The sequence below is a fragment of the Serratia sp. BNK-33-b genome, assembly GCF_048684565.1.
Taxonomy (GTDB): domain Bacteria; phylum Pseudomonadota; class Gammaproteobacteria; order Enterobacterales; family Enterobacteriaceae; genus Serratia; species Serratia marcescens.
This window is the reverse complement of record NZ_JBLQTZ010000001.1, coordinates 1,651,061-1,673,020: the sequence shown is the minus strand read 5'-3', so window position 1 is coordinate 1,673,020 and position 21,960 is coordinate 1,651,061. Positions and strand designations below refer to the sequence as shown.

Here is a 21,960-nt window from a genome sequence, read left to right as displayed (position 1 = left end):
TTTAGCGCCAGCCGAGCGCCGGCGCGACATGGGTTAAAATCGATTCGATGACGTGCGCGTTGTAATCCACGCCCAGTTGGTTAGGCACGGTCAGCAGCAAGGTATCCGCTTCGGCGATGGCCTCGTCCTGCGCCAGCTGCTCGATCAGCGCGTCAGGTTCTGCGGCGTAACTGCGGCCGAAGATCGCCCGGGTCTGCGCGTCGATATACCCCAGCTGATCGCCCTCCTTGCCGCCGCCGCCGAAGTAGTTGCGATCCCGCTGATCCACCAGCGCGAAGATGCTGCGGCTCACGGAAACCCGCGGCTCGCGCGCATGGCCCGCCTCTTGCCAGGCCGCGCGATAGGCGCGGATCTGCTTGGCCTGCTGGATGTGGAAGGGCTCGCCGGTCTCGTCGTTCTTGAGCGTCGAGCTTTGCAGATGCATGCCCAGCTTCGCCGCCCAGACAGCGGTGGCGTTCGAACCGGCGCCCCACCAGATGCGATCGCGCAGCCCGGCGGAAAACGGCTCCGGCCGCAGCAGCCCAGGCGGATTCGGGAACATCGGCTGCGGATTGGGTTCGGCGAACCCTTCACCGCGCAGCGCTTCCAGGAACACTTCGGTATGGCGGCGGGCCATGTCCGCGTCGGTCTCGCCGTCGGCCGGGGCATAGCCGAAATAACGCCAGCCGTCGATCACCTGCTCCGGCGAACCGCGGCTGATGCCGAGCTGCAGCCGCCCGCCGGCGATCAGATCCGCCGCGCCGGCGTCCTCCACCATGTACAGCGGGTTTTCATAACGCATGTCGATCACGCCGGTGCCGATCTCGATGCGTTGGGTTTTGGCGCCGATGGCGGCCAACAGCGGGAACGGCGATCCCAGCTGGCGCGCGAAGTGGTGCACGCGAAAATAGGCGCCGTCCGCCCCCAGATCTTCGGCGGCGACCGCCAGATCGATGGACTGCAGCAGCGCATCCGCTGCGGAACGGGTGCCGGACTGGGCGGAAGGCGACCAGTGGCCAAACGAGAGAAAACCAATTTTTTTCATCGGGCATCATCCTCAGAGGCAAAACATGGGCCTACAGTGACAAAAACCGCGCGCTCTGCGCCAGCAAAATCGCCCCCGATCGCACTAAACGAACCGATTGCCGCCGCGCCGCCCGGCGATTGTAATCAAAAAACAAATGTCGTATAACAAGCAGCTCCGAGGGGTGTCCTGTTACGGGCTGAGATGGCGCAAGCCGAACCCTTTGAACCTGATCTGGGTCATGCCAGCGAAGGGACGGTTAGGCAACAACGCGATCACCCGTTGCCTGTTCATACCCCAGCGTGCCCGGATCTCCACTGACTCAAGGAGGTCCCATGTCCATCACTACCCTGTTCGAAAGCGGTCTTTACGGCCGGCTGCGCCACCATGCCGGCAGCCACTGGCAAGATTACGTCGATCATCCGTTTCTGCAGCAGCTGGCCGCCGGCACCTTGCCTGAACGCGCTTTTCGCCGCTACCTGACCCAGGACTATCTGTTTCTGCTGCACTTCGCCCGCGCCTACGCGCTGCTGGTCAGCAAGCTGCGCACTCTGCCGGAGATGCGCGCCGCCACCGCCTCGCTCAACGGCATCGTCGCCGAACTGCCGCTGCACGTGGCCTACTGCGCCGAATGGGGGCTGAACGAAGCGCAGATCGCCGCCCAGCCGGAAGCGGCGGAAACCATGAACTACACCCGTTACGTGCTGGATATCGGCCATGCCGGCGACGCCCTCGATCTGCTGGCCGGCCTGCTGCCCTGCGTGGCTGGCTATGCCGAAATCGGCCTGCGGCTGCTGCACGATCCCGCCACTCAGATGGAGGGCAATCCTTACGCCTCCTGGATCCGCAACTACGGCGACGAGGGCTATCTGGCCGGCGTGCGCGCCGCCATCGAACTGCTGGAAACCGTTGGTCAGCAGCGCGGCGCACAGGGCCGCTTCACCGAGCTGGCGCAGATTTTCACCACCGCCACCCAGCTGGAGTCGGCATTTTGGCAGATGGGGCTGAACGCCTCATGACCTCCCCGCGTCTCCCGCCCGGCATCCAGGTGCGGGATCTCAGCCTGCGTTTCGGTCAGCAAATCGTCTTCGACCGGCTGAGCTTCGACATCGCCGGCGGCAGCTTCGTCGCCCTGCTCGGCGCCAGCGGCGCCGGCAAAACCAGCCTGTTGAAGATCATCGCCGGCCTGGCGCAGGCCAGTTCGGGTACGGTGATCGGCAGCGACGGTTTGCCGATCGCCGGGCGCATCGCCTACATGGGGCAAAAAGACCTGCTCTACCCGTGGCTGACCGTCGAAGAGAACGTCGCCCTCGGCTCGCGGCTGCGCGGCGAGACGCCGGACCGGGCGTGGGTGGCGCATCTGCTGGAGCGCGTAGGCCTGGCCGCGCATGGCCACAGCCTGCCCGCCGCGCTGTCCGGCGGCATGCGCCAGCGCGCCGCCATCGCCCGCACGCTCTACGAACGCCAGCCGATCGTACTGATGGACGAACCCTTTTCCGCGCTGGACGCCATCACCCGCGCCGAGATCCAGAGCCTGGCCGCCGAGCTGCTGGCGCAAAATACCGTGCTGTTGATCACCCACGATCCGATGGAAGCCTGCCGCCTGAGCCACCGGTTGCTGGTGCTGTCTCCCTGGCCGCTGGGCCTCGACGATACTCACCGCATCAGCGGGCTACCGCCACGCGCGCCGGATGACGCCGGCCTGCTGAAAAGCCAGGCCGAGCTGCTGCAGCAACTGGTGAGGGCGGCGCAATGAATATCGCCAAAGAGCGTGGACTCACCCGCCTGCGGCGCGGGCTGACGGTGTTTGCCGGCCTGCTACTGCTGTGGTGGCTGGCGGCGCAAAGCGGCATTCCGGCCTTTCTGCTGCCCACGCCGGGCGCGGTGGCGCAGGCGCTGTGGGACGGGCGCGGCTATCTCGCCTGGCACACGCTGGTCACCGCTTCGGAGATCGTCAGCGGGCTGGTGCTCGGCGTGTTGCTCGGCGCGGCGCTGGCGCTGTGCATGATTTTCTCGCCGCGCCTGCAACGCTGGCTGATGCCGCTGGTGCTCACCAGTCAGGCGATACCGGTGTTCGCCCTGGCCCCGCTGCTGGTGCTGTGGTTCGGCTTCGGCATGAGCGCCAAGGTGGCGATGGCGGTGCTGGTGATTTTCTTCCCGGTGGTGTCGGCCTTTTTCGACGGGCTGCGCCGGGTCAACAACGATTATCTCGATCTGGCGCGCACGATGCGCGCTTCGCGCTGGGCGCAGCTGCGGCACGTGCGGCTGATGGCGGCGTTGCCGGCCTTCGGCTCCGGCCTGCGCATGGCCGCCGCCGTCGCGCCGATCGGCGCCATCATCGGCGAATGGGTCGGCTCGGCCGAAGGGCTGGGCTACGTGATGCTGAACGCCAACGCGCGCATGCAGACCGACGTCTGCTTCGCCGCGCTGTTTATTTTGGTGCTGATGACCGTGCTGCTGTGGGCCGCGGTGGATGCGCTGCTGCGGCGCCTGATCGCCTGGGCGCCGGAAAACGACTGATGATTGCAACCATAACCAGGGATAAAGGAACGACCATGATCAAACAAACCGTTTGCGGGCTGCTGCTGGGCGCCGCCATCACCGGCCAGGCCGGCGCGGCCGAAAAGCTGACGCTGGTGCTCGACTGGTACATCAACCCGGATCACGCGCCGATTATGGTGGCCGAGCAGATCGGCGCCTTCAAGGCCGCAGGGCTGGACGTCAAGATCGTGCCGCCGTCCGATCCGGCGCTGCCGCCGCGGCTGGTGGCCGCCAAACAGGCCGACCTTGCCATCACCTATCAACCGCAGCTGCATTTCTTCGCCGATCAGGGTCTGCCGTTGATGCGCGTCGGCACGCTGATCAACACGCCGCTGAATACGGTGATCGCGCTGGATGAAAACATCACCTCGCCGGCGGATCTCAAGGGCAAAACGGTAGGTTACTCGGTCAGCGGCATCGAACAGGCGACGCTGGCCACCATGGTCGAACACGAGCGCCTCAAGCCGCAGGACATCAAGCTTATCAACGTCAACTTCCAGCTGACCAGCGCCCTGCTGGCGGGCCAGATCGATGCGGTGATCGGCGGCTACCGCAACATCGAAGCGCTGGAGCTGAAGCTGCAGGGCAAGACGCCGGTGGTGTTCAACGTCGAAGATTACGGCGTGCCGGCCTATGACGAGCTGATCATCGTCGCCAACCGCGATGCGGTGAACGAGCCGAAAATCCGCAAATTCCTCGCCGCGTTGAAGCAAGGCAGCGACTACCTGCATGCGCACCCGCAGGACACCTGGCTGGCGTTCGCCAAGGCGCACCCGGAGCTGAATACCGAGCTGAACAAACAGGCGTGGCAAGCCAGCCTGCCGCTGTTCGCGCGTGACCCGACCAGGCTGGATCGCGCCCGCTACCAGGCTTACGAACAGTTCCTGTTCGACAACAAGCTGATCAAGAAAATCACCCCGGTGGAACAGTACGCGGTGGAGCTCGACTGATCATGCCGAGGCGGCCGGCGGCGCCACCGTCACCTCGCCCTGGCCACTGCGCTGCAAGGCCGCCTTCACCAACCCGTTGGCCTTGCAGCGTTCGATAAACGCGTTCACGTAGGCGGCGCCCTGCGTTTTTTGCCGCGGCACCGCCATCGCCTGGCGGATAGCGGTGAAATGCCCGTCCAGCACCCGGTAGCCGGGATGGGCGGCCGCGGCGGCCAACAGCGGTTGACGCACGCCGGCCGCCGCCTCCAGCCCCCGTTCGAAAAACAGCGCGATCGCCTCGGCGGAGGTTGCCGCCCGCACCAGCTGCGCCTGCTGCAGCGTGCGCGATAAAAACAGATCGTACGCCGCCCCCTGGCCGACCGCGATGCGCACCTCCGGCCGGTCGAGCTGCGCCGCCTCAAAGTAAGGCGCGTCGTTCGCCACCAGATAAGTCCCCTCAATGATCACGTAGGGTTCGCTGAAGGCGATCTGCGCCGCGCGCACCGGCTCGATGGCCATAAACGCCAGGTTCCAGGCGCCGCTGTCCAGATCGGCGAACACCTTGCCGGCCGCGTCATAGGTCACCAGCTCCAGCGCCACGCCCAGTTCGCGAGCCAGCGCGGCGGCCAGCTCCACCGAAGCGCCTTGCGGTTTGCCATCAGCCCCGGCCTGCGCCAGCACCGGATTGCCGTAGTTGATCGCCGCGCGCAACACGCCTTGCGGGGCCAGATCGTCGAGTACCGCTGCGGGGATTGTCTGCATACTTCCTCCTGAATGGCTGATAGGCGCACCGTCGTGGCGCTCATTAAGCGTAGAGCGAAACCTCCGACCAGCAAGCTTTCGCCGCCGCGGCCGCCGTCGGCGTGATTAACGTCACACTATTGTCATAAAAATGTACAATAGCCGCCGCTCGTCGGCCGTAGCGGGAGATCGCACGTTGTTCCGCCGCCGGCAATAGGCTATACCCTTCACTTTTCGCACCGCGGCACGCTCGGCGGCGCAAACCAGGGCAGCAACGGTTTTATTTCAATCAGACAAGGTTTGGCGGATGGTTTTAGCAGTCGTTTCTTTTGTTCTCTTTTTGGCGTCGATTTTGATTTATCGCACCCGGGCCGCCGCCAACCGCTGGTGGTTCGCCATTCTGCTGACGCTGCTCGGCAGCTATCTGGTGCTGAACGTCATCCTGATCGCCAGCAACTACTTCACCGGCGACGGCATCACCGATGCGGTGATCTACACCGTCACCAGCAGCCTCAAAGGCGCGGGCATCAGCAAATATGTGCTGCCGTTTATCGGCCTGCTGGCGGCGTTGGGGCTTATCTTCGCGGTGCTGGCCCGCAGCCTGCTGCGCCGCAAGGCCAAAGGCAGCAGCGTGGCCTACAGCGTCGTCGCCGTGCTGCTGGCGCTGTTTTCGGTCGGCACCACCCCGGCATTTCAGGACATCTCGCTGCTGGTCAAAAGCCAGATCGTCGGCGATACCGCCGATTTCACCACCTACTACAAAGCGCCGAAAAAAACCGTACAGGGCAAGCGGCCGAACCTGGTGTACATCTATGCCGAGAGCCTGGAACGCACCTACTTCGATACCGAGCTGTTTCCCGGCCTGGCCGACGAGCTGAACGCCCTGCGCGCGGACAGCATCGATTTCAGCAATACCCAGCAATTGCCAGGCACCGGCTACACCATCGCCGGCATGGTCGCCTCACAGTGCGGCATTCCGCTGTTCGCGCCCTTCGACGGCAACGCCTCCAGCGCGGTCTCCACCTTCTACCCGGAGAACGTCTGCCTGGGCGACGTGCTGAAGGCCGCCGGCTACAGCAACTATTTCTATCAGGGCGCCGAGCTGGCGTTCGCCGGTAAAGACACCTTCCTGAAATCCCACGGCTTCGACCACGTTTACGGCTTCAAAGAGCTGCGCGATCAGGTCGCCGATCTGAGCTACAAAAACGACTGGGGCTGGTACGACGACAGCGTGCTGGACGTGGTGTACGGCAAGTTCGTCGAGCTGTCCAAACAGCGCCAGCCGTTCTCGCTGTTCACCCTGACCGTCGATACCCATCACCCGGACGGTTTTATCTCCGCCGGCTGCAGCAAGAAAAGCTACGCCTGGCAGAACAAGGAAAACCGCTCGCTGAGCGCGGTAGCCTGCAGCCAGCAACACATCGCCGCGCTGATCGACAAGATCAAACGCTCGCCCTATTTCAGCAACACCGTGATCGTGGTGTCCTCCGATCATCTGGCGATGAACAACACCGCCTACGACATCCTGACCAAACAGAAGCGCCGCAATCTGTTCTTCATCATCGACGGCACCCGGCCGCTGGCGGAACAGCGCAACGAGAAACGCAGCACGCTGGACAACGGCGCCACGGTGCTGGACGTGATGGGCGGCGACAACTACATCGGCCTTGGCCGCAGCAGCCTGTCGGCGCCGTCGCTGTCTACGGTGTTCCTGAATATCGAAGAGAAGATCAATGGCTGGAAACCGGCGGTGATCAACCAGTGGGGCCTGCCGAACCGCATCAGCGACTACAGCGTGGACACGCGCCAGCGCAGCTTCAGCTTCTCCGGCGTCACCTACAAGGTGCCGTTCATCCTGCGGGTGGGCGATAACCGCATCGAACCGATGTTCAACGTCTACCTCTCCACCCCGCTGCGCAAACAGCTGGCCGGACTGGGGGCGGGGGAGAAATTCGTCTGGGTCGATAAATGCTACGAGATCGGCCGGGTCTGGGCGCCGCAGCTGGCGCTGAGCACCGACATCTGCGTGGCCTCCGGCACCCTCGCCTCGCCGCCGCAGATCGCGCAGGCCAGCGGCGAACGCTTCAACGGCAAGGTGAACTTCACCGGCCCGGCGGCGGACAGCGTCGCCGATTACCAAAACGCCGTCGCCCGCCTGCAGGTGGACGACGCGGCGGTGAAATACCGGGCGGACGCCATCGAGTTCATGCTGCCCGGCATGCCGGAACAGGTGAAGGCCATCACCGGCGTCTCCGCCGTCGAGGAATGGGGCCGCTGGTCCGACGCCAATCTGGCGCCGGCGGTCGACATCGATTACGTCGACCCGCTGCCGAAAAGCTTCGATCTGGTGCTGCGCGCCCGCGCCTACGGCAACAACGTCGGCGAACCGATTTCGGTGCGCGTCGGCGACGAAGAGCGCTTCGTGTCGCTCGGCGAACAGGACAGCACCGTCACCCTGCGCTTCGATAACCCGCGCGGCGCGCAGAAGATCAGCATTACCCCGCCGGCGCCGACCGAGCCGAAAGAGAACGCCAGCGGCGGCTTCACGCCGAAGAAGCTGGGCATCGGCCTGGTGTCGCTGAAGGTCGAAGCGGCCGCTCCCGCCTCCTGATCCCCCCGCCTTCACGGGCGCGGTAATTTCTTTGCCGCGCCCGTCATTTCGACCAAGCTTTTACGCCCTTCTTCGGCTAACCTGTGACGGTGAAACGCCGCCAATCCCGCCAGAGCCGGGACATCGAAGGAGAAAGTATGAGCTATGCCCCACCTCGCAGCGGCCTCAGCGCCGATCAGGCACTCGATCAACTGGAAGCCCTGTATGACGCCGCGGTAGACGCGCTGCGGCAGGCGGTCAGTGACTTTATCAGCCACGGCACCCTGCCGGATGCGCAAGCGCGCGCCGCCGGACTGTTCGTGTATCCCGAACTGCGCGTCAGCTGGGACGGGCAGCAATCCGGCCCGAGCAAAACCCGCGCCTTCGGCCGCTTTACCCATCCCGGCAGCTACAGCACCACCGTGACCCGGCCGCAGCTGTTCCGCCACTATCTGGCCGAACAGCTGGCGATGCTGGAACACGACTACGCCGCCCATATCGAAGTGGCGCCGTCGCAGCAGGAGATCCCGTTCCCTTATGTCATCGACGGCTCCAGCCTGGCGCTCGATCGTTCAATGAGCGCCGGCATCGCGCAGCATTTCCCCACCACCGAGCTGGCGCAGATCGGTGACGAGACCGCCGACGGCCTGTACCACGCCACCGACAACCATTTCCCGCTGTCGCATTTCGATGCGCTGCGCGCGGATTTCTCGCTGGCGCGTCTGCGACACTACACCGGCACGCCGGTGGAGCATTTCCAGCCGTTCGTGCTGTTCACCAACTACACCCGCTATGTGGATGAGTTCGTGCGCTGGGCCTGCGCCCAGATCGCCGATCCGGCCAGCCCGTACATCGCGCTCTCCAGCGCCGGCGGCACCTACATCACGCCGGAAACCAGCGCGCCCGAGCAAGCGGTGTCCGATCTGGCGTGGAAAAACCACCAGATGCCGGCCTATCACCTGATCTCGCGCACCGGCCAGGGCATCACGCTGATCAACATCGGCGTCGGCCCGTCCAACGCCAAAACCATCTGCGATCACCTGGCGGTGCTGCGCCCGAGCGCCTGGCTGATGATCGGCCACTGCGGCGGCCTGCGCGAAAGCCAGAAGATCGGCGATTACGTGCTGGCCCATGCCTATCTGCGCGACGATCACGTGCTGGATGCGGTGCTGCCGCCGGATATCCCGATCCCGAGCATCGCCGAGGTGCAGCGCGCCCTGTACGACGCCACCAAGATGGTCAGCGGCATGCCCGGCGAAGAGGTTAAACAGCGTTTGCGCACCGGCACCGTGGTCACCACCGACGACCGCAACTGGGAGCTGCGCTACTCCGCTTCGGCGCGCCGCTTCAATCTCAGCCGCGCGGTGGCGGTCGACATGGAGAGCGCCACCATCGCCGCTCAGGGTTATCGCTTCCGGGTGCCGTACGGCACGCTGCTGTGTGTCTCCGACAAACCGCTGCACGGCGAGATCAAACTGCCGGGCCAGGCCAACCGCTTCTACGAAGGGGCGATCTCCGAACACCTGCAGATCGGCATCTGCGCCATCGATTTGTTGCGCGCCGAGGGCGATCGTCTGCACTCGCGCAAGCTGCGCACCTTCAACGAACCGCCGTTCCGGTAACGGTGCTCAGGCCCGCTGCGGCGGGCCGTTTTTTCCTCAACGCACCAGCGCCAACGCGCGCTTCTCCTGGCTGCGGCCGCCGGCGATCGACAGCAACAGGTCTTTCACCAGCAGCGCCGGGGCGGACAGCGCCTGTTGGCTCGACATGCACAGTGACAGCGGCACCGACATCGTCGGCGCATTGATGCGCGCCATCCAGGCCTTGGCCGGGCCGATCATCGCGCGCGCCACCGATTCCGGCAGCACGGTCGCCCCTAACCCGCTGGCGATCGCGGCGCTCAGCGCGCCCGAGGATTCGATCTCCCCCACCACGTTGGCAGCCAGCTTGCGCAGCGCCATCGCCTCCTCCAGTTGGTTGCGCACCGCATCGCCCTCGCGCGGCAGGAACAGGTTCAGCCGCGCCACGTCCAGCAGCTCGACGCTGTTGCCGGGATGCGGCACCGCGCGCGTCGCCACCAGATAAAGATCTTCCCGCATCAATGCGATAGCGTGCAGCCCGGCGGGCATTTTGGCGCCGTAGACCATCGCCATGTCCAGCGTCTGGTTAGCCACCTGCCCGGCCAACGCCGCGCCGCCGTTTTCATGCAGGCTGAGCAGGATGCCCGGCTGCTGATCGCGCAGGGTCTGCAACAGCGGCAGCGCCAGCTGCGCCGCGGTGCTGCCCGACGCCAGCCCGAGCGACACCTGACCGCTCATCGCCTGTCCGGCGCTGTTGACCGCGCTCTGCGCCTGCTCGCACTGGCGCAGAATGGTCTGCGCGTGGGCATACAGAATGTTGCCGGCCTCGGTCGGCTGCACCCCGCGCTTGGTGCGGATCAGCAGCTGTTGCTTCAGCTCTCCTTCCAGCGTCGCCAACTGCTGGCTGAGCGCCGGTTGGGCGATGTGCAACACCTCCGCCGCCTGGGTCAGGCTGCCGATATCGACGATTTTCACGAAGTACTTCAGACGTCTGAAATTCATAGTGCCTCCAGCGAGCCGCTAAATTGAGAATGCCGAAATCCGGTCATGCAATCACAGCAAGATCCAGGCCAGAGTAGGTAAACGGCCGTGGAAGCGGGGTACAAGGCGGTAAATGGCCGTTCGCCGGGCGGCGCGCGCCACCGCGCAGGGCAACCGTTGCACCATCGGCAGGCAACGGCGCCGATCAACGGGCAATTCGGCGACGCTGCGCGCGGGATAAGCGACAAAAGCGAGAAAAAGCAGCAGGTTGGGCAATCTTGCAGCAAACGAACGCATCGGACGTCTTCACGCTTTACAAGCCGCAACCGCCCCGCTATTATTCGCCCCGTTCACACGATTCCTCTGTAGTTCAGTCGGTAGAACGGCGGACTGTTAATCCGTATGTCACTGGTTCGAGTCCAGTCAGAGGAGCCATATTTAGAGAAGCCCGCTCAGGGAAACCCGAGCGGGTTTTTTGCTATTCGGCACGGCGCGAGTCAGATATTTTCGGCGTTGCCGCCGTGCAAGTGGTGCCGAGTGCAGAACCCCAGGGCAAAGCAGAGAATAAAGACCAAAAAAATACAGCACATCCGCCATAACCAGCGCCGCATGTACGCCTAAGTGGTCACAAATGGCCCGGTGACCACAAAGGTCAACATGGTGCCGACTGTTCCACAGGTCAGAATGAAATTCACCAGCTTGGGTGAGGAAACCCTCGTTTCGCACTGGGATATCACTCCCCGAGAGAATACCGGCGCCTGCGGGCATTGTTAACTTAAGATACAAAAGCTGTTTGGAGATAGCGGGTCAAGATCACCTTCTGTATTAATGCCCAGAGCGAGGAATACGGCTCTGTTAATCACGCTGCCAGCCTGACGAACCCTCACCACGATACAGCCAAGATAAACCATGAGATACAGTGCTTCAAGAGGCCCGTTTTACCACTTTGTCACCTGTTCTTTAACTGCATCGGTGACTTTAGATATCAGCGTGGGAGACACGTCCGTATCGTACATTTCCTTGAACGTGGCGACGATTTCGCGGGTGGTCATGCCTTTGGCATAGAGGGACCAAATCTGGATGTCCATCTGCTTAATACGCGTCTGGTGACTGAGGTTCAAAGGTATTTTCACAGTCACGCGGGGTGTTCAACTCGCTCTCGCCGTCATCACTCAGCAGCGTTTTTAACGAGTAGCCATTGCGGGTATTTGAGCTTTTTGGGGCGCGTTTTTCTCGTGTCCGAGGTGCTCGCTCAGTTCTGCATTGAGCGCCGTTTCGACGGTAAGCTTCGTCAGCATCCGGAAAAACTGGTTGAGGTCGGCTTCGGTTTTAAGGCCTTTGGCCAGTTCAGCAGCCAGTGCTTTGAGTTTATTTTCATCCATAATTTGCCTGTCTCCGTTGTGGGAATGAACATATCAAAAACAGGTAGATACACAATTTAAATTACAGCCTCTATTCGTACGACTTTGGCCGAGAAATTCTACGGCGACCGAGTGGCATTATATTTCACCCTCTTGCCTCACGCTTATATCCATATAGTTTACATGGTTATCTTATCGTATAGCACATATAAACCTCCTCCCTTTAATACTATATCCTTTAAGCATTCAAATATAGCCAATAAATGGATGAACTCGCTTTTGTCTGACGGGATGAACATAGCTTAAATATGAATTACCCGGTGTAGCCTCCACCGTTAAAGATGTACATAACCCTTTAACTGTCTCAAGCGTAATTTGCCATAGAAATATTGATCTCATATTAGATATCCGAGTAATTTCCATTGATGCAACGACAAAGGGGTCTTTCGATTTTTTTTGGTATGTAGACACCCAGCGATTAAGCCTTGTGTTTTTCAACTCGTCACTCAAAAGATCGTAGTCGAACGTAACATAGTATTCAGTTGGATAAGCATCCGAAAGCCCGTCACACATAAACATCTGAACAATATTATATGCATAGCCATTGATCCGACTCGTTGCGTGTTTTCTCCATATTGGAATTTGCCTGCTAAGACTCCAGTCTTTTTCAATAAAACTAGCTAAATAAATAATCTTATTAGCAGACTGGAAATCAAGAATACCTTTATTGTTGTTCGTGATCCACGACTTAAGGCCATAAGGTCGTGGATAGGGGCAGCCGTTTTCCTGTAAAAATTCGTGACCTGATTCAGGGTGTAAAAGAGGTGGAATTGGTGATTGCCACATTGAGCGCCAGAGCAGCGTAGAAAAATTCAGAGGTGTCAGCTCAGCACGAGCAATGACTCTGCCAGCAACAGCACGGAGATGTTGTGCACTATATACTGCTAGAAGTTGATAACGTGGGTCAGATGTCAGCATAGCATAAATATCCATCACTACAGTCGTATAGTTAGATAATAGTACATGCTCTAAAATTACAATACCATAGTATATATTGTGTAACGTAACGACAGGTACAGATTTATAAACGCTCTGGCCTGTTTTCCGTTATCTTTGCAAAAACAGATGGCCTGTTGGCCAGGCTGACAAAAGTTGCGACATATGGCAATACGTAGATATAATCATACCACATCAATGTGCTATGACATGGAGTGTTCACTTTGAAAAAGTCAATGTTGTTCTGTTTGCCACTTATTTATTCATGCAATGTATATGCAAATAAAAACCTCTGCTCTGAAAAAACCTCAGCCAACAACGCCTTTAACAATGCCATCTTGGCTCAAGAGTGGTCAGCTAAGAAAACGCCTAAAAAAATCAGCATGCGTATAACCAGCAAGGATGACTATATCTCGGCTGATTCCCAGTTAGAATTTGATGACTGCGGTACCCTGCTGCATTCACGCGCTAAAAAAACCGTCAGGTCACAAATTAACAAGAGTACTTTAGTGATCCAGTTCAGCAGCACGCTTGATAAAAACCATAACAACTGGGATTACAGCTCAACATTTAACATGTTTATGATTGAGAATGGCAATGCCCGCCATGAGCTGATGGCGCAAGAAATCAGCGGCACCGTGCTCACCGATGAAGGTGGCCGAATCGTCCGATCGGAAGAGGCATCCGACCTGCTTATCAAGCAAAAGCACCAGTCAAGCAAGGCGGTAACAATATTTTTAGCCGATGACGCCGGGAGGTTGTCCGAGGCAAAACGCATTAGTACGCTGGGCAATGACAGTGGCAACACCGTTTATAGTCATGACGCTAAAAACCGTTTAATAAGAACACTATCAGGTACAACCACCGGAGATTTTACTTATGATAACGACGATAGAGAGTTAACCAGCAAAGAAGTGATGAAGTCCTTCACCACAGAAACGACCACAACTACCTGTAAAAGCTGGGATAAGTTTGGAAGATGCATTAATGCTCAGCAAAACATTTCAATTTTAATTAAAGACATGAAGAAAAACCGGGATAACGTCTACAACCACGTTGCAGAAATAAAGTATGACTATGTTTACTAGATTGTTATAGGGGGAATAGTTTCCCCCTATAACATGCGGCGTAGCTCAAGACGCAGAAACTTACCGGCGATAGAAAGCCGTTCCCTCAAAAGCTGCGTTTCGCCACCAGATAGGCGCCCGCCACCAGCAGCAGAGCGCCGAACAGCGCCGGCAGATTCTCGCGCAGCGCCGCCGGGCCGGCGCGGTAGACGTCCGCCAACAGCCCCATGCACAGCTGGCTGGCGACCAGGATCGAGATGGTGGCCGCCGCGCCCAGTTTTTGGTAGCCCAGGATGCCGGCGAACACGAACAGCGATCCCAGCAGCCCCGGCAACAGCATCCACCACCTGGCGGCGCCGGTCACTTCCGCCACCGCGCCGAGGCCGTTTTTGGCCAGCAGCAACCCCACCAGCAACAACAAACCGACGCTGGAGTTGATCACCAGCGTAATGAGGATGGTCGAAACGCTTTCGGTAATGCGCACCATCAGCAGATTCTGCACCACCAGCCCCATCCCGGCCGCGATCAGCAGTAACAGCATATTCATCGCCCTGTCTCCCGGGATCAGCGCGCGGGCGGCGTCGCCCGTTCGTCGAGCGTCAGCTGCAGGAACGTCAGATCCAGCCATTGGCCGAATTTGGCGCCCACCTGTTCCATGCGCCCCACCTCGCGGAACCCCAGCGCCAGATGCAGCTCAATCGAGGCCTGATTGCCGGATTCGATGCCGGCCACCATCACGTGCTTGCCGATTTCCCGCGCCCGTGCGATCAGCGCCAGCAGCAACGTCTTGCCAATCCCTGCGCCGCGATGCGCCTGATGAACATACACCGAATGTTCCACGGTATGGCGATAGCCATCCCAGGCGCGCCAGTCGCCGAACGACGCATAGCCGATCGCCTCGTCCGCGGCGTTCACCGCCACCAGCACCGGGTAGCCCGCCGCCTGGCGTTCGCCGATCCACGCCGCACGGTTGGCCGCATCCACGGTTTGTTCATTCCAGATGGCGGTGCTGTTCAACACCGCGTCGTTATAGATAGCGGCAATCGCCGCGCTATCGTTGAGCGTCGCATTTCGTATAATCATGGTTTACCCCGGCCAATTGTCCACTATAATACTACGATATGAATATTAAATTAGACAATCTAAATCAGCTGATCGGCGCGCGCATTCGCATTGAACGCGAGGCGCGCCACTGGTCGCTGTCCGATCTGGCCGAACGGGCGGGCGTCTCACGGGCGATGGTGCATAAGATCGAGCGCGGCGAGAGCAGCCCGACGGCGATGCTGTTGGGCAGACTGGCGGGGGCGTTCGGCCTCAGCATGTCCAAACTGATCGCCCGGGCGGAAACGCAAGAAGGCCGGCTGCTGCGCCGGGAAGATCAACCGGTGTGGGTCGATCCTGAGAGCGGCTACGTGCGGCGCCACGTGTCGCCGCGCACCGATCTGCCGCTCGATCTGGTGCGCATCGAACTGCCGGCCGGCGCGGCGATCCCGATGCCGGCGTCGGTGTACGCCTTCAAGCGTCAGCTGATCTGGGTTTTATCCGGCGAGCTGGTCTTTCTTGAGGGCGACGCGCGCCATGAAATGGCCGAGGGCGACTGCCTGGAGCTCGGCCCACCGGCGGACTGCCGCTTTGAAAACCAAAGCGATGAGGCATGCGTGTATTTGGTGGCGGTGCTGAGCGCCGCCTGACGGCTCGCCGGCGCTACCCCTGCGTCGGCTGGTTATAGCCGGCGTGGAAAAACTTCTCCGCCAACCGGCTGTCGCCGCCGGAGAAGAACTCGCTCATCGGCTCGCTGCCGAGGCCATAGGCGCGGCTGAGCTGCCCGGCCTCGAACGCCGCCCGGTTCTCGTCGCCGCAGCGCTGCGCCAAATGGTGGGCATAGCCGAGCACGAAGCCGCGCTTGTAGTCGGAGCAAAAGCGCGACAGCTCCGCCTCCGGCTTCAGGTTCTCCGCCTTTAACCCCGCCAACAGCCCTTTGCCAAAATGATCTCCCACGGGTTCCTCCTCACCACGCAATCGCTATATAACAAAATATATATCGAATGAGCGAACGAGAACATACTCCCTAAGTTTTACTCGCCGCATAAAAAAGGCCCGCCAAGCGGGCCTGCGAGAAAGCGGGCAATCACAGCGTGAAATTCAGCCCTTCGCTGACGGTCTTGCCCAGCGGCAGGCGGCCCGACGGCGCTTCTTTCTCCTGCAGGAAATCCGGCAGGCGGGCTTTGTCGCCCGGTTTGCCGATCGCTACCATGGCGTGCACCGCATAGTCGTCCGGCAGCTGCAACGCCGCTTTGATCTTATCGTGGTGAATGCCGCTCATGCAGTGGGTCAGCCAGCCTTTCAGATGCGCCTGATGCGCCAGGTTGGCCCAGGCCGCGCCGGTGTCGAACGCATGGGTCGGGTTGTCCACCAGGCGCTCGCCGTTCAGGCTGGTGGTTTTGGAGACGATCACCACCAGCGCCGAGGCGTGTTGCGCCCAGCCGCGGTTGAAGTCGATCAGGAACTCCAGGTAGTTCTCCCAGCTGTCGGAGCCGTGCTTGCTGTAGGCAAAGCGCCACGGCTGAATGTTGTAGGCCGAAGGCGACCAGCGCGCTGCTTCAAAGAAGCTCAGCAGCGTTTGATCGTCGATGGCGTCGTTGGTCATCGCGCGCGGCGACCAGCGCTCGATAAATTGCGCGTCAATCGGGTAATCGGAGATTCTTGGCTGGCTCATGATAGGTTCTCGCAGTGAAGTAAAAACAAAAGTTCGCTGATATTCCCACAGCTTAGGACGGTAAAACTTTTATTTCGTGCCATTGTCCTGCGGCAATTCCTGCCGCAGCCAGGCCAGAAACGCCCTGACCGGCGGATGCCGCTCGCGCCCCGGGGCGCACAGCACGCTGTATGCGGCGCCCGGTACGCGCACCTCCGGCCGGTACGCCACCAGCAGACCGTTGTCCACCATCTCGGACACCATCACCGAGCTGGCGAGCACCCATCCCTGCCCGGCCACCGCCGCCTGCAGGGCGTAATGCTCCTCGTGATAGCTGCGCATCGCCGCATGGCTCTGCCACCAGTCCACGCCGGCGGCCCGGCACCAGTCATGCCAGCCGCTGTCGTACAGCGCCGAATCCCCCCACTTGACGGTGATCAGCACCGGGTTTTCCGGTTCGGCGGCGGCCAGCCCCGGCGCGGCGTAGACGCCAAAGCTTTCCTCCAGCCGCGCCGCCTGATGCAGCGCGGGATAATGCGCGCGGCTGTAGCGCACCGCCACATCCACGCTGGCGTCCTGCTGCAGGTCGATCACCTCGGCGCAGGCCTCCAGGCGCACCAGATAGTGCGGATGCGCCTGGTAGAAACGCCCCAGGCGCGGCACCAGCCACAGCGCCGCGAAAGAGTGCGTGACCGAGACGCACAGCGAGCCGCTGCTAGGCTGCGGCCGCAGGCCCTCAAGCGTGGCGGCGACGTCCAGCAGCGCGCCATGCACTCCGGTAAACAGCGTTTCGCCCTTCGCCGTCAGCCGCACGCCGCGCGGCACCCGCTCGAACAGCGCAAAACCCAGCTGCTGTTCCAGCGCCTTGATCTGGTGCGAAATCGCCGTCGGCGTCACCGCCTGCTCGGCCGCCGCCAGCTTGAAGCTGCGCAGACGAGCGGCGGATTCAAAGGTGCGTAACGCGTTGACGGGCAGCGTGGCGAACATGGCGAAGCCTCTTGGGATGAGTTGAGTTCATCCTGGCAGAAAAACCGTCATTTGTCGCCTGCGGACGCTTGCCTCTAAATTAAGGCTGAGTTCACTTCACACCAAGGAACATGACATGAATACAACTCATCAATCCAAACGCCTGGTGGTGCTGGTCGGCAGCCCGCGCCGCGACGGCAACAGCGCCACGCTGGCGCAGGCGATCATGGCGGGCGCCGCCGAAGCCGGCACTTCCGCCAGCCTGCATTTTCTCGACGATTACCTGAGCGGTTTCCTGAGCGATGAACGCCATACGCCGCCGCCGACCGATCGCTACGCCGAGCTGTTCCTGGAGCACTTCCTGCCGGCCGACGGCGCGGTATTTTGCACGCCGATTTACTGGTACGGCATGTCGGCACAAACCAAGGCCTTTTTCGATCGCTCGTTCAGCTTTTATTCCAACGTCTACCCTCAGGCGGAACAGGTGCACCAACGCATGAGCGGCAAACGCATCGGGCTGGCGGTGGCGTCGGAAGAAACTTATCCCGGCGCGGCGCTGGGCATCGTGCATCAGATCCAGGAGTTCAGCCGCTACACCCATTCCGCCTTCGTCGGGCTGGTGCACGGCGCCGGCAACCAGCGCGGCGAGATCGCCCGCGATCCGCGCAACCCGCTGCGGGCCGCCCGCGAGTTGGGGCGCGAGTTCTTCACCCGCCCCTACTCGGATTATCAGATGGACAGCCCGCGCAGCACGCAGGTTTGGACGGAATAGCCTCGGCCTCAACCGCCACTGCCGATTTGCCAGATAAAGGTCGGCGTATGGCGGTTAATTTCCCAGTCACCGATATTGCGCGCCTTGTAGATCACCGGATTATGTGAAGAGAGCGTGCGCGCATTGCGCCAGTGGCGATCCAACGCCTTGCCGGTACGGGTATCTGAAGCGCCGAGCGCATTGAACAATTCACCGGCGGCGCGCTGCACCCACTCCCCGGCGATGACCTGCGCCCTGGCGGCGTCCAGCTCCGCCGTCACGTTAAGCGCCTGCAGCAGCGCTTCATCGCCGGATCGATGCGCCTCGTAAGCCTGCTGCAGCGAGGAAGTCGCTTTTAGCACCGTCGCCTCAACCGCATAGGCCCAGGCGCTGATTTGCCCCACCACCTGCTGGATCTGCACGTCGTCCTTCACCCAACCGGCGTTGCCGTGGCTATAGATCCTTTTACGTTGCCTCACGCCCTCGCCGACGTCTCGCAGCACCGCGCGGCCGATCCCCGCCAGCGTCGCCAGCAACACATGCTGATAGAACGCAGTTTGGTAGCGGAAGCGCTCGGCAAAGTCATAGACGTGCGCCTGCTCGACCCGCGCATCAATAAAACGCGTGGTGCCGCTGCCGGTAGTGCGTTGGCCAAATCCGTCCCAGTCGTCGTCGCGCTCTACGCCCGGCTGGGCGACGTTCACCAAAGCGATCACCGGGCCGCCGCTGTCGCTGCGCTCGGCATACACGTCGATCCAATCGGCAAACAGACTGCCGGTGCTGTAAAATTTCTCGCCGTTGAGCGACCAGCCGTCGGCCTGCGGCGTTATCCGGGTATTGACCTGCCCCAGCTTCACGCCGCCGATCTCGGTCCAACCGCTGCCGACCAGCTCGCCGTCGAGAAAGCGTTCGAACCAGCGATCGCGCTCCGGGCCGTCCGGCGCGTTCAGCCGATCTTCCACGAAGGCGAAATGCGCCCGCAGCGCCTGCGGCAGGTTAGAGTCCGCCTCCGCCAGTTCGGCCAGCAGTTCGAACAGCTGCGGCAACGAAGCGCCGTCGCCGCCCTTTTCACGCGGGAGGCGCACCCTGCCGAACCCCGCCTCTTTCAGCCAACGGATCGGTTCATGCGGCAGCGTGCGCGACAGCTCGCGCTCCACCGCCCCGGCGGCGATTTCGGCGAAGATCGGCCGAAAACGCGCGGCCAGCTGTGCGTAGTCTGCTCCGGTGGATAACAGGTGTTGCGTCATGTCAGTGTCCTCTGTGGTTAAGCGCGATCGGCCAGATCGTCGATATCGCGCGCCGTCGGTTCAAAGCGAATGATCAGCAGGAAGACGATGGGGATCGCCGCCGCCAGTGAAACAATCCAAAACATGTCGGTGCCGAAGCGCGCCTGCAAAATCGGCAGAATAAACAGCGCCAGCGCGCTGCCGATACCGGACAGCGAACGGCCGAAACCGACGCCGGTGGCGCGGATCGGCGTCGGGTAAGAGAGCGCCGGGTAAATCATCATCTGCGCGCCGGGGCCGAATCCTTCGGCGAACAGCCATAGGCCCAACATCAGGATCGCCAGCCCAACGCCGAACGCCGCCTGCGGATGCCCGATCAACGCCAGGGCAATCAGCGCGATAAACTGCAGCGCGAATCCGGCGATCGCCACGTGGCGCGACGGATACTTCCATGCCAGACGCATGCCGAGCAGGCCACCGGTAAAAGCGAACAGCACGTTCAGCCCAAGCGAAGCGGAGATAGTTTCAAACACCCCGGCGCCGAGAAACTGCGCCAGAATCGACGGCAGAAAGAAGGCGATGGCGGTGTATTCAAAGGAAATGCAAACGTTCATCACGCTGGCGACCAGAGTGCGCTCGCGGTACGGCTTGCGGAACAGCACGCGGAAGCTGACCTTCGGCGGCGCCGCCGGTTGGGCGGCGTCAGGTTCCGCCTCATGGGCGGCAATGCCGTATGACTCGCGCAGGATGCGCGCCGCCTCTTTCAGATCGCCCTGGTTAGCGGCCCACAGCGGCGACTCGTTCATAAACTTGCTGCGCACCATGATGATCAGCAACGCCGGCACGGCGCCGAAAATCAACGAGGCGCGCCACAGCCAGTTCGCATATTCGGCCGGCAATAGAAAATAGAGCGCAAAGATGATCAGAAAACACACCGACGAAGCGGCGTACCACATCGGGCACCAGGCCGCCAGGCGCGACGCCTTGTTGGCCTTGCCGGTGAATTTGGAGAATTCGGCCAGATAGGCCATCGCCACCGGCAAATCAATGCCGACGCCGATACCCATCAAAAAGCGCGCGCCGATCAGCACCCAGACGTTGGGCGCCAGCCCGGCGGCGATGGCGGAAACCACAAAAAACAGCATATCGGCCATAAACACCTGATAGCGGCCGTACTTATCGGTCAACCAGCCGCCGACCAGGTTGCCGAGAATGGTCCCGACCATGATCGAAGAAGTTACCACCCCGGTCAGCAGCGGGCTGAGGCTGAATTCGCGCACCACGTCATCGATGCCGTAAGACAATGTGGTCAGGTCATAGGCATCGAGAAAAACACCGCCCAGCGCCAACAGCACGATCATGCGCGCATGGGTATTTTTCTCGCTGCGCTGGTTAATCAAACGCGCCACATCGCTGGCCGAGCCGATGGGCGCAGATAACGGCGGCGCGGTATCGATATTTAAGGTACTCATAGCTTCCTCGTTGTAATTGGCAGGTGACACCTCGTTTATAGGGTGAAAAAATTACGCCGACAAACAACAATTTCTTCTATAAATATCATTAATATCAATAAATTAAATACAGTTACGGCGTAACAAAAACGCCGGATTAACGCGCGTTAATCCGGTCTTTATCACGGTCATTTCGGGCGGGGATTATTCTGCCGAGACCGGCACCAGCACGCCTTTCACCCGCGGGTCGTCGGTGCTTTTCAGCCACGCCTGCAACCTGGGATCGGCAAACGCCCGCTGCAGCTTGCGAATATTTTCGTCCTGCAGATAGGGCGTGCCAATCACCAGCTGCGAAGCGAAGGTTTTCGGCGCCGGTGGGAACAAGATGCCCTTCTCACGCGGCACCTTGCCAGCGTCGAACTGCGACACATAGCCAATGGCCGCATCTACCGAATTCAGCGCGCGCGGCATGGTCAGCAAATCCAACTCCTTGAAGTTAAAATGGCGCTTGTTCTCGCGAATGTCTTTCAGCCTGGCGGTGCGCGCCTCGATCGCCGGATCCAGCCCGATCAGTCCAATGCGCTGCAGCAGCCACAACGCCTGCCCCTGATTGGCGCCGTCGTTGGGCACCACGATCTCCGCGCCGTCCGGCAACTCGGCGATCGACGTATAGCGGTCGGAATAAATGCCAAACGCCCACTGAAACACCGGCAGCGTCGGGGTCAGCTTAAAACCGTTGGCATCCACCACCTGCTTTAGCCACCACTGGTGCTGGTAGATCGTGGCGGCGTACTGCCCCTGCGCCACCGCACGATCGGCCTGCACCGGATCCTGCAGGCCAACCGCCTCCAGCCTGAGGCCGTAATCCGGCGCGATATGTTCGCCGACGTACTCGATCACCCGCTGCTCTCCGGCCATCGCCGGCTCAAAGTGCACTTTCAGCGTGCTGCCGAACTGCACCGTCTGCTGCTGGCGGGCGCTGAAGTGCCAAACCGCGGCGGCGATAATCGCCACCGCCGCGATACCCACCGGCCACGGCCAGCGTTTCTTCTTCACTATCTCAAAATCGTGATTAGGCATGA

General features: G+C 61.0%; 22 protein-coding genes, 1 tRNA gene, 2 pseudogenes and 1 riboswitch. Of the genes and pseudogenes, 10 read left to right on the top strand and 15 right to left on the bottom strand.

Annotated features, from left to right (window positions below):
* Position 1: 1 nt before the first annotated feature.
* Positions 2-1,024: an LLM class flavin-dependent oxidoreductase gene (locus ACMGGK_RS07950; protein ID WP_049299637.1), complete on the bottom strand. Its 1,023-nt coding sequence runs from the start codon at positions 1,022-1,024 to the stop codon at positions 2-4.
* A 149-nt stretch (positions 1,025-1,173) separates the two neighbouring features.
* A riboswitch (TPP riboswitch) is annotated at positions 1,174-1,276 on the top strand.
* Between the two features lie 62 nt (positions 1,277-1,338).
* Here ACMGGK_RS07950 and ACMGGK_RS07945 point away from each other — a divergent pair.
* Genes ACMGGK_RS07945 through ACMGGK_RS07930 form a run of 4 tightly spaced genes read left to right on the top strand, consistent with a single transcriptional unit; the run spans position 1,339 to position 4,494 of the window.
* The gene (locus ACMGGK_RS07945) at positions 1,339-2,022 is read left to right on the top strand and encodes a TenA family protein (RefSeq protein WP_016927125.1); all 684 of its coding nucleotides are present in this window, start codon (positions 1,339-1,341) and stop codon (positions 2,020-2,022) included.
* Entirely contained in the window at positions 2,019-2,759 is a 741-nt protein-coding gene (locus tag ACMGGK_RS07940; protein WP_049299638.1) for an ABC transporter ATP-binding protein, read from the top strand. Before ACMGGK_RS07945 ends, ACMGGK_RS07940 begins: the two co-directional genes overlap by 4 nt.
* Positions 2,756-3,523, top strand: a complete 768-nt coding sequence (locus ACMGGK_RS07935) for an ABC transporter permease (protein WP_049299639.1) — start codon at positions 2,756-2,758, stop codon at positions 3,521-3,523. The genes ACMGGK_RS07940 and ACMGGK_RS07935 overlap by 4 nt, the downstream gene beginning before the upstream one ends.
* Before the next feature lie 35 nt (positions 3,524-3,558).
* Positions 3,559-4,494, top strand: coding sequence for an ABC transporter substrate-binding protein (locus ACMGGK_RS07930; protein ID WP_420276821.1), 936 nt, complete (start codon positions 3,559-3,561; stop codon positions 4,492-4,494).
* Here ACMGGK_RS07930 and ACMGGK_RS07925 read toward each other — a convergent pair whose 3' ends face one another.
* Positions 4,495-5,235: a transporter substrate-binding domain-containing protein gene (locus tag ACMGGK_RS07925; protein ID WP_350024243.1), complete on the bottom strand. Its 741-nt coding sequence runs from the start codon at positions 5,233-5,235 to the stop codon at positions 4,495-4,497. It abuts the gene before it with no gap.
* A 286-nt stretch (positions 5,236-5,521) separates the two neighbouring features.
* Between ACMGGK_RS07925 and opgB the strand changes: the two genes are divergently transcribed.
* Both opgB and ACMGGK_RS07915 read left to right on the top strand, forming a co-directional pair.
* Positions 5,522-7,825, top strand: coding sequence for a phosphatidylglycerol--membrane-oligosaccharide glycerophosphotransferase (gene opgB, locus ACMGGK_RS07920; RefSeq protein WP_420278070.1), 2,304 nt, complete (start codon positions 5,522-5,524; stop codon positions 7,823-7,825).
* A 137-nt stretch (positions 7,826-7,962) separates the two neighbouring features.
* The gene (locus tag ACMGGK_RS07915; protein WP_015378406.1) at positions 7,963-9,426 is read left to right on the top strand and encodes an AMP nucleosidase; all 1,464 of its coding nucleotides are present in this window, start codon (positions 7,963-7,965) and stop codon (positions 9,424-9,426) included.
* A 36-nt stretch (positions 9,427-9,462) separates the two neighbouring features.
* Here ACMGGK_RS07915 and nac read toward each other — a convergent pair whose 3' ends face one another.
* Both nac and ACMGGK_RS07905 read right to left on the bottom strand, forming a co-directional pair.
* Entirely contained in the window at positions 9,463-10,386 is a 924-nt protein-coding gene (nac, locus tag ACMGGK_RS07910) for a nitrogen assimilation transcriptional regulator NAC (RefSeq protein ID WP_016927119.1), read from the bottom strand.
* A gap of 51 nt (positions 10,387-10,437) precedes the next feature.
* Complete coding sequence (locus tag ACMGGK_RS07905; protein ID WP_126186879.1) at positions 10,438-10,662, bottom strand: hypothetical protein; 225 nt, start codon at positions 10,660-10,662, stop codon at positions 10,438-10,440.
* Positions 10,663-10,724: 62 nt separating this feature from the next.
* Between ACMGGK_RS07905 and ACMGGK_RS07900 the strand changes: the two genes are divergently transcribed.
* Positions 10,725-10,800: transfer RNA gene (locus tag ACMGGK_RS07900), tRNA-Asn, on the top strand.
* 62 nt (positions 10,801-10,862) lie between these two features.
* On the opposite strand, the pseudogene ACMGGK_RS07895 reads toward ACMGGK_RS07900, so the two are convergent.
* The 3 genes and pseudogenes from ACMGGK_RS07895 to ACMGGK_RS07885 form a co-directional block, all read right to left on the bottom strand.
* A pseudogene (locus ACMGGK_RS07895) lies at positions 10,863-11,084 on the bottom strand (MFS transporter TsgA); the annotation flags it as partial.
* A gap of 81 nt (positions 11,085-11,165) precedes the next feature.
* Positions 11,166-11,747 (bottom strand): annotated as a pseudogene (locus ACMGGK_RS07890) (transposase); the annotation flags it as partial.
* Between the two features lie 225 nt (positions 11,748-11,972).
* A complete protein-coding gene (locus ACMGGK_RS07885) occupies positions 11,973-12,704 on the bottom strand; it encodes a hypothetical protein (RefSeq protein ID WP_143778281.1) in 732 nt (243 codons plus the stop codon).
* A 242-nt stretch (positions 12,705-12,946) separates the two neighbouring features.
* Here ACMGGK_RS07885 and ACMGGK_RS07880 point away from each other — a divergent pair, with 242 nt between their 5' ends.
* Positions 12,947-13,810 (top strand): hypothetical protein, encoded by an 864-nt coding sequence (locus ACMGGK_RS07880; protein ID WP_228009718.1) that lies wholly within the window; start codon positions 12,947-12,949, stop codon positions 13,808-13,810.
* A gap of 85 nt (positions 13,811-13,895) precedes the next feature.
* Here the strand turns inward: ACMGGK_RS07880 and ACMGGK_RS07875 are convergent, their stop codons facing one another.
* Both ACMGGK_RS07875 and ACMGGK_RS07870 read right to left on the bottom strand, forming a co-directional pair.
* Positions 13,896-14,336 carry a DMT family transporter gene (locus tag ACMGGK_RS07875; protein ID WP_044030891.1) on the bottom strand — a complete coding sequence of 147 codons (441 nt, stop codon included), beginning with the start codon at positions 14,334-14,336 and terminating at the stop codon, positions 13,896-13,898.
* Positions 14,337-14,353: 17 nt separating this feature from the next.
* Positions 14,354-14,872: a GNAT family N-acetyltransferase gene (locus ACMGGK_RS07870; RefSeq protein ID WP_016927117.1), complete on the bottom strand. Its 519-nt coding sequence runs from the start codon at positions 14,870-14,872 to the stop codon at positions 14,354-14,356.
* Positions 14,873-14,910: 38 nt separating this feature from the next.
* Between ACMGGK_RS07870 and ACMGGK_RS07865 the strand changes: the two genes are divergently transcribed.
* On the top strand, positions 14,911-15,480 hold the full coding sequence (locus tag ACMGGK_RS07865; protein WP_115436245.1) for a helix-turn-helix domain-containing protein: 570 nt from the start codon (positions 14,911-14,913) through the stop codon (positions 15,478-15,480).
* A 13-nt stretch (positions 15,481-15,493) separates the two neighbouring features.
* On the opposite strand, the gene ACMGGK_RS07860 is transcribed toward ACMGGK_RS07865, so the two are convergent.
* The 3 genes from ACMGGK_RS07860 to ACMGGK_RS07850 all read right to left on the bottom strand — a co-directional run bounded on the left by ACMGGK_RS07860 (position 15,494) and on the right by ACMGGK_RS07850 (position 17,471).
* Positions 15,494-15,787, bottom strand: a complete 294-nt coding sequence (locus ACMGGK_RS07860; RefSeq protein ID WP_016927116.1) for a DUF2623 family protein — start codon at positions 15,785-15,787, stop codon at positions 15,494-15,496.
* Positions 15,788-15,917: 130 nt separating this feature from the next.
* Positions 15,918-16,505: a nitroreductase family protein gene (locus ACMGGK_RS07855; RefSeq protein ID WP_015378412.1), complete on the bottom strand. Its 588-nt coding sequence runs from the start codon at positions 16,503-16,505 to the stop codon at positions 15,918-15,920.
* Positions 16,506-16,574: 69 nt separating this feature from the next.
* Complete coding sequence (locus tag ACMGGK_RS07850) at positions 16,575-17,471, bottom strand: LysR substrate-binding domain-containing protein (protein ID WP_420276819.1); 897 nt, start codon at positions 17,469-17,471, stop codon at positions 16,575-16,577.
* 115 nt (positions 17,472-17,586) lie between these two features.
* Between ACMGGK_RS07850 and ACMGGK_RS07845 the strand changes: the two genes are divergently transcribed.
* Entirely contained in the window at positions 17,587-18,222 is a 636-nt protein-coding gene (locus ACMGGK_RS07845) for a flavodoxin family protein (RefSeq protein WP_143778283.1), read from the top strand.
* Positions 18,223-18,230: 8 nt separating this feature from the next.
* Here the strand turns inward: ACMGGK_RS07845 and ACMGGK_RS07840 are convergent, their stop codons facing one another.
* The 3 genes from ACMGGK_RS07840 to ACMGGK_RS07830 form a co-directional block, all read right to left on the bottom strand.
* Positions 18,231-19,448 (bottom strand): acyl-CoA dehydrogenase family protein, encoded by a 1,218-nt coding sequence (locus ACMGGK_RS07840; RefSeq protein WP_197817572.1) that lies wholly within the window; start codon positions 19,446-19,448, stop codon positions 18,231-18,233.
* A gap of 17 nt (positions 19,449-19,465) precedes the next feature.
* Complete coding sequence (locus tag ACMGGK_RS07835) at positions 19,466-20,899, bottom strand: MFS transporter (protein WP_143778284.1); 1,434 nt, start codon at positions 20,897-20,899, stop codon at positions 19,466-19,468.
* 183 nt (positions 20,900-21,082) lie between these two features.
* Positions 21,083-21,958, bottom strand: coding sequence for a MetQ/NlpA family ABC transporter substrate-binding protein (locus ACMGGK_RS07830; protein ID WP_079449906.1), 876 nt, complete (start codon positions 21,956-21,958; stop codon positions 21,083-21,085).
* Positions 21,959-21,960 lie beyond the last annotated feature (2 nt).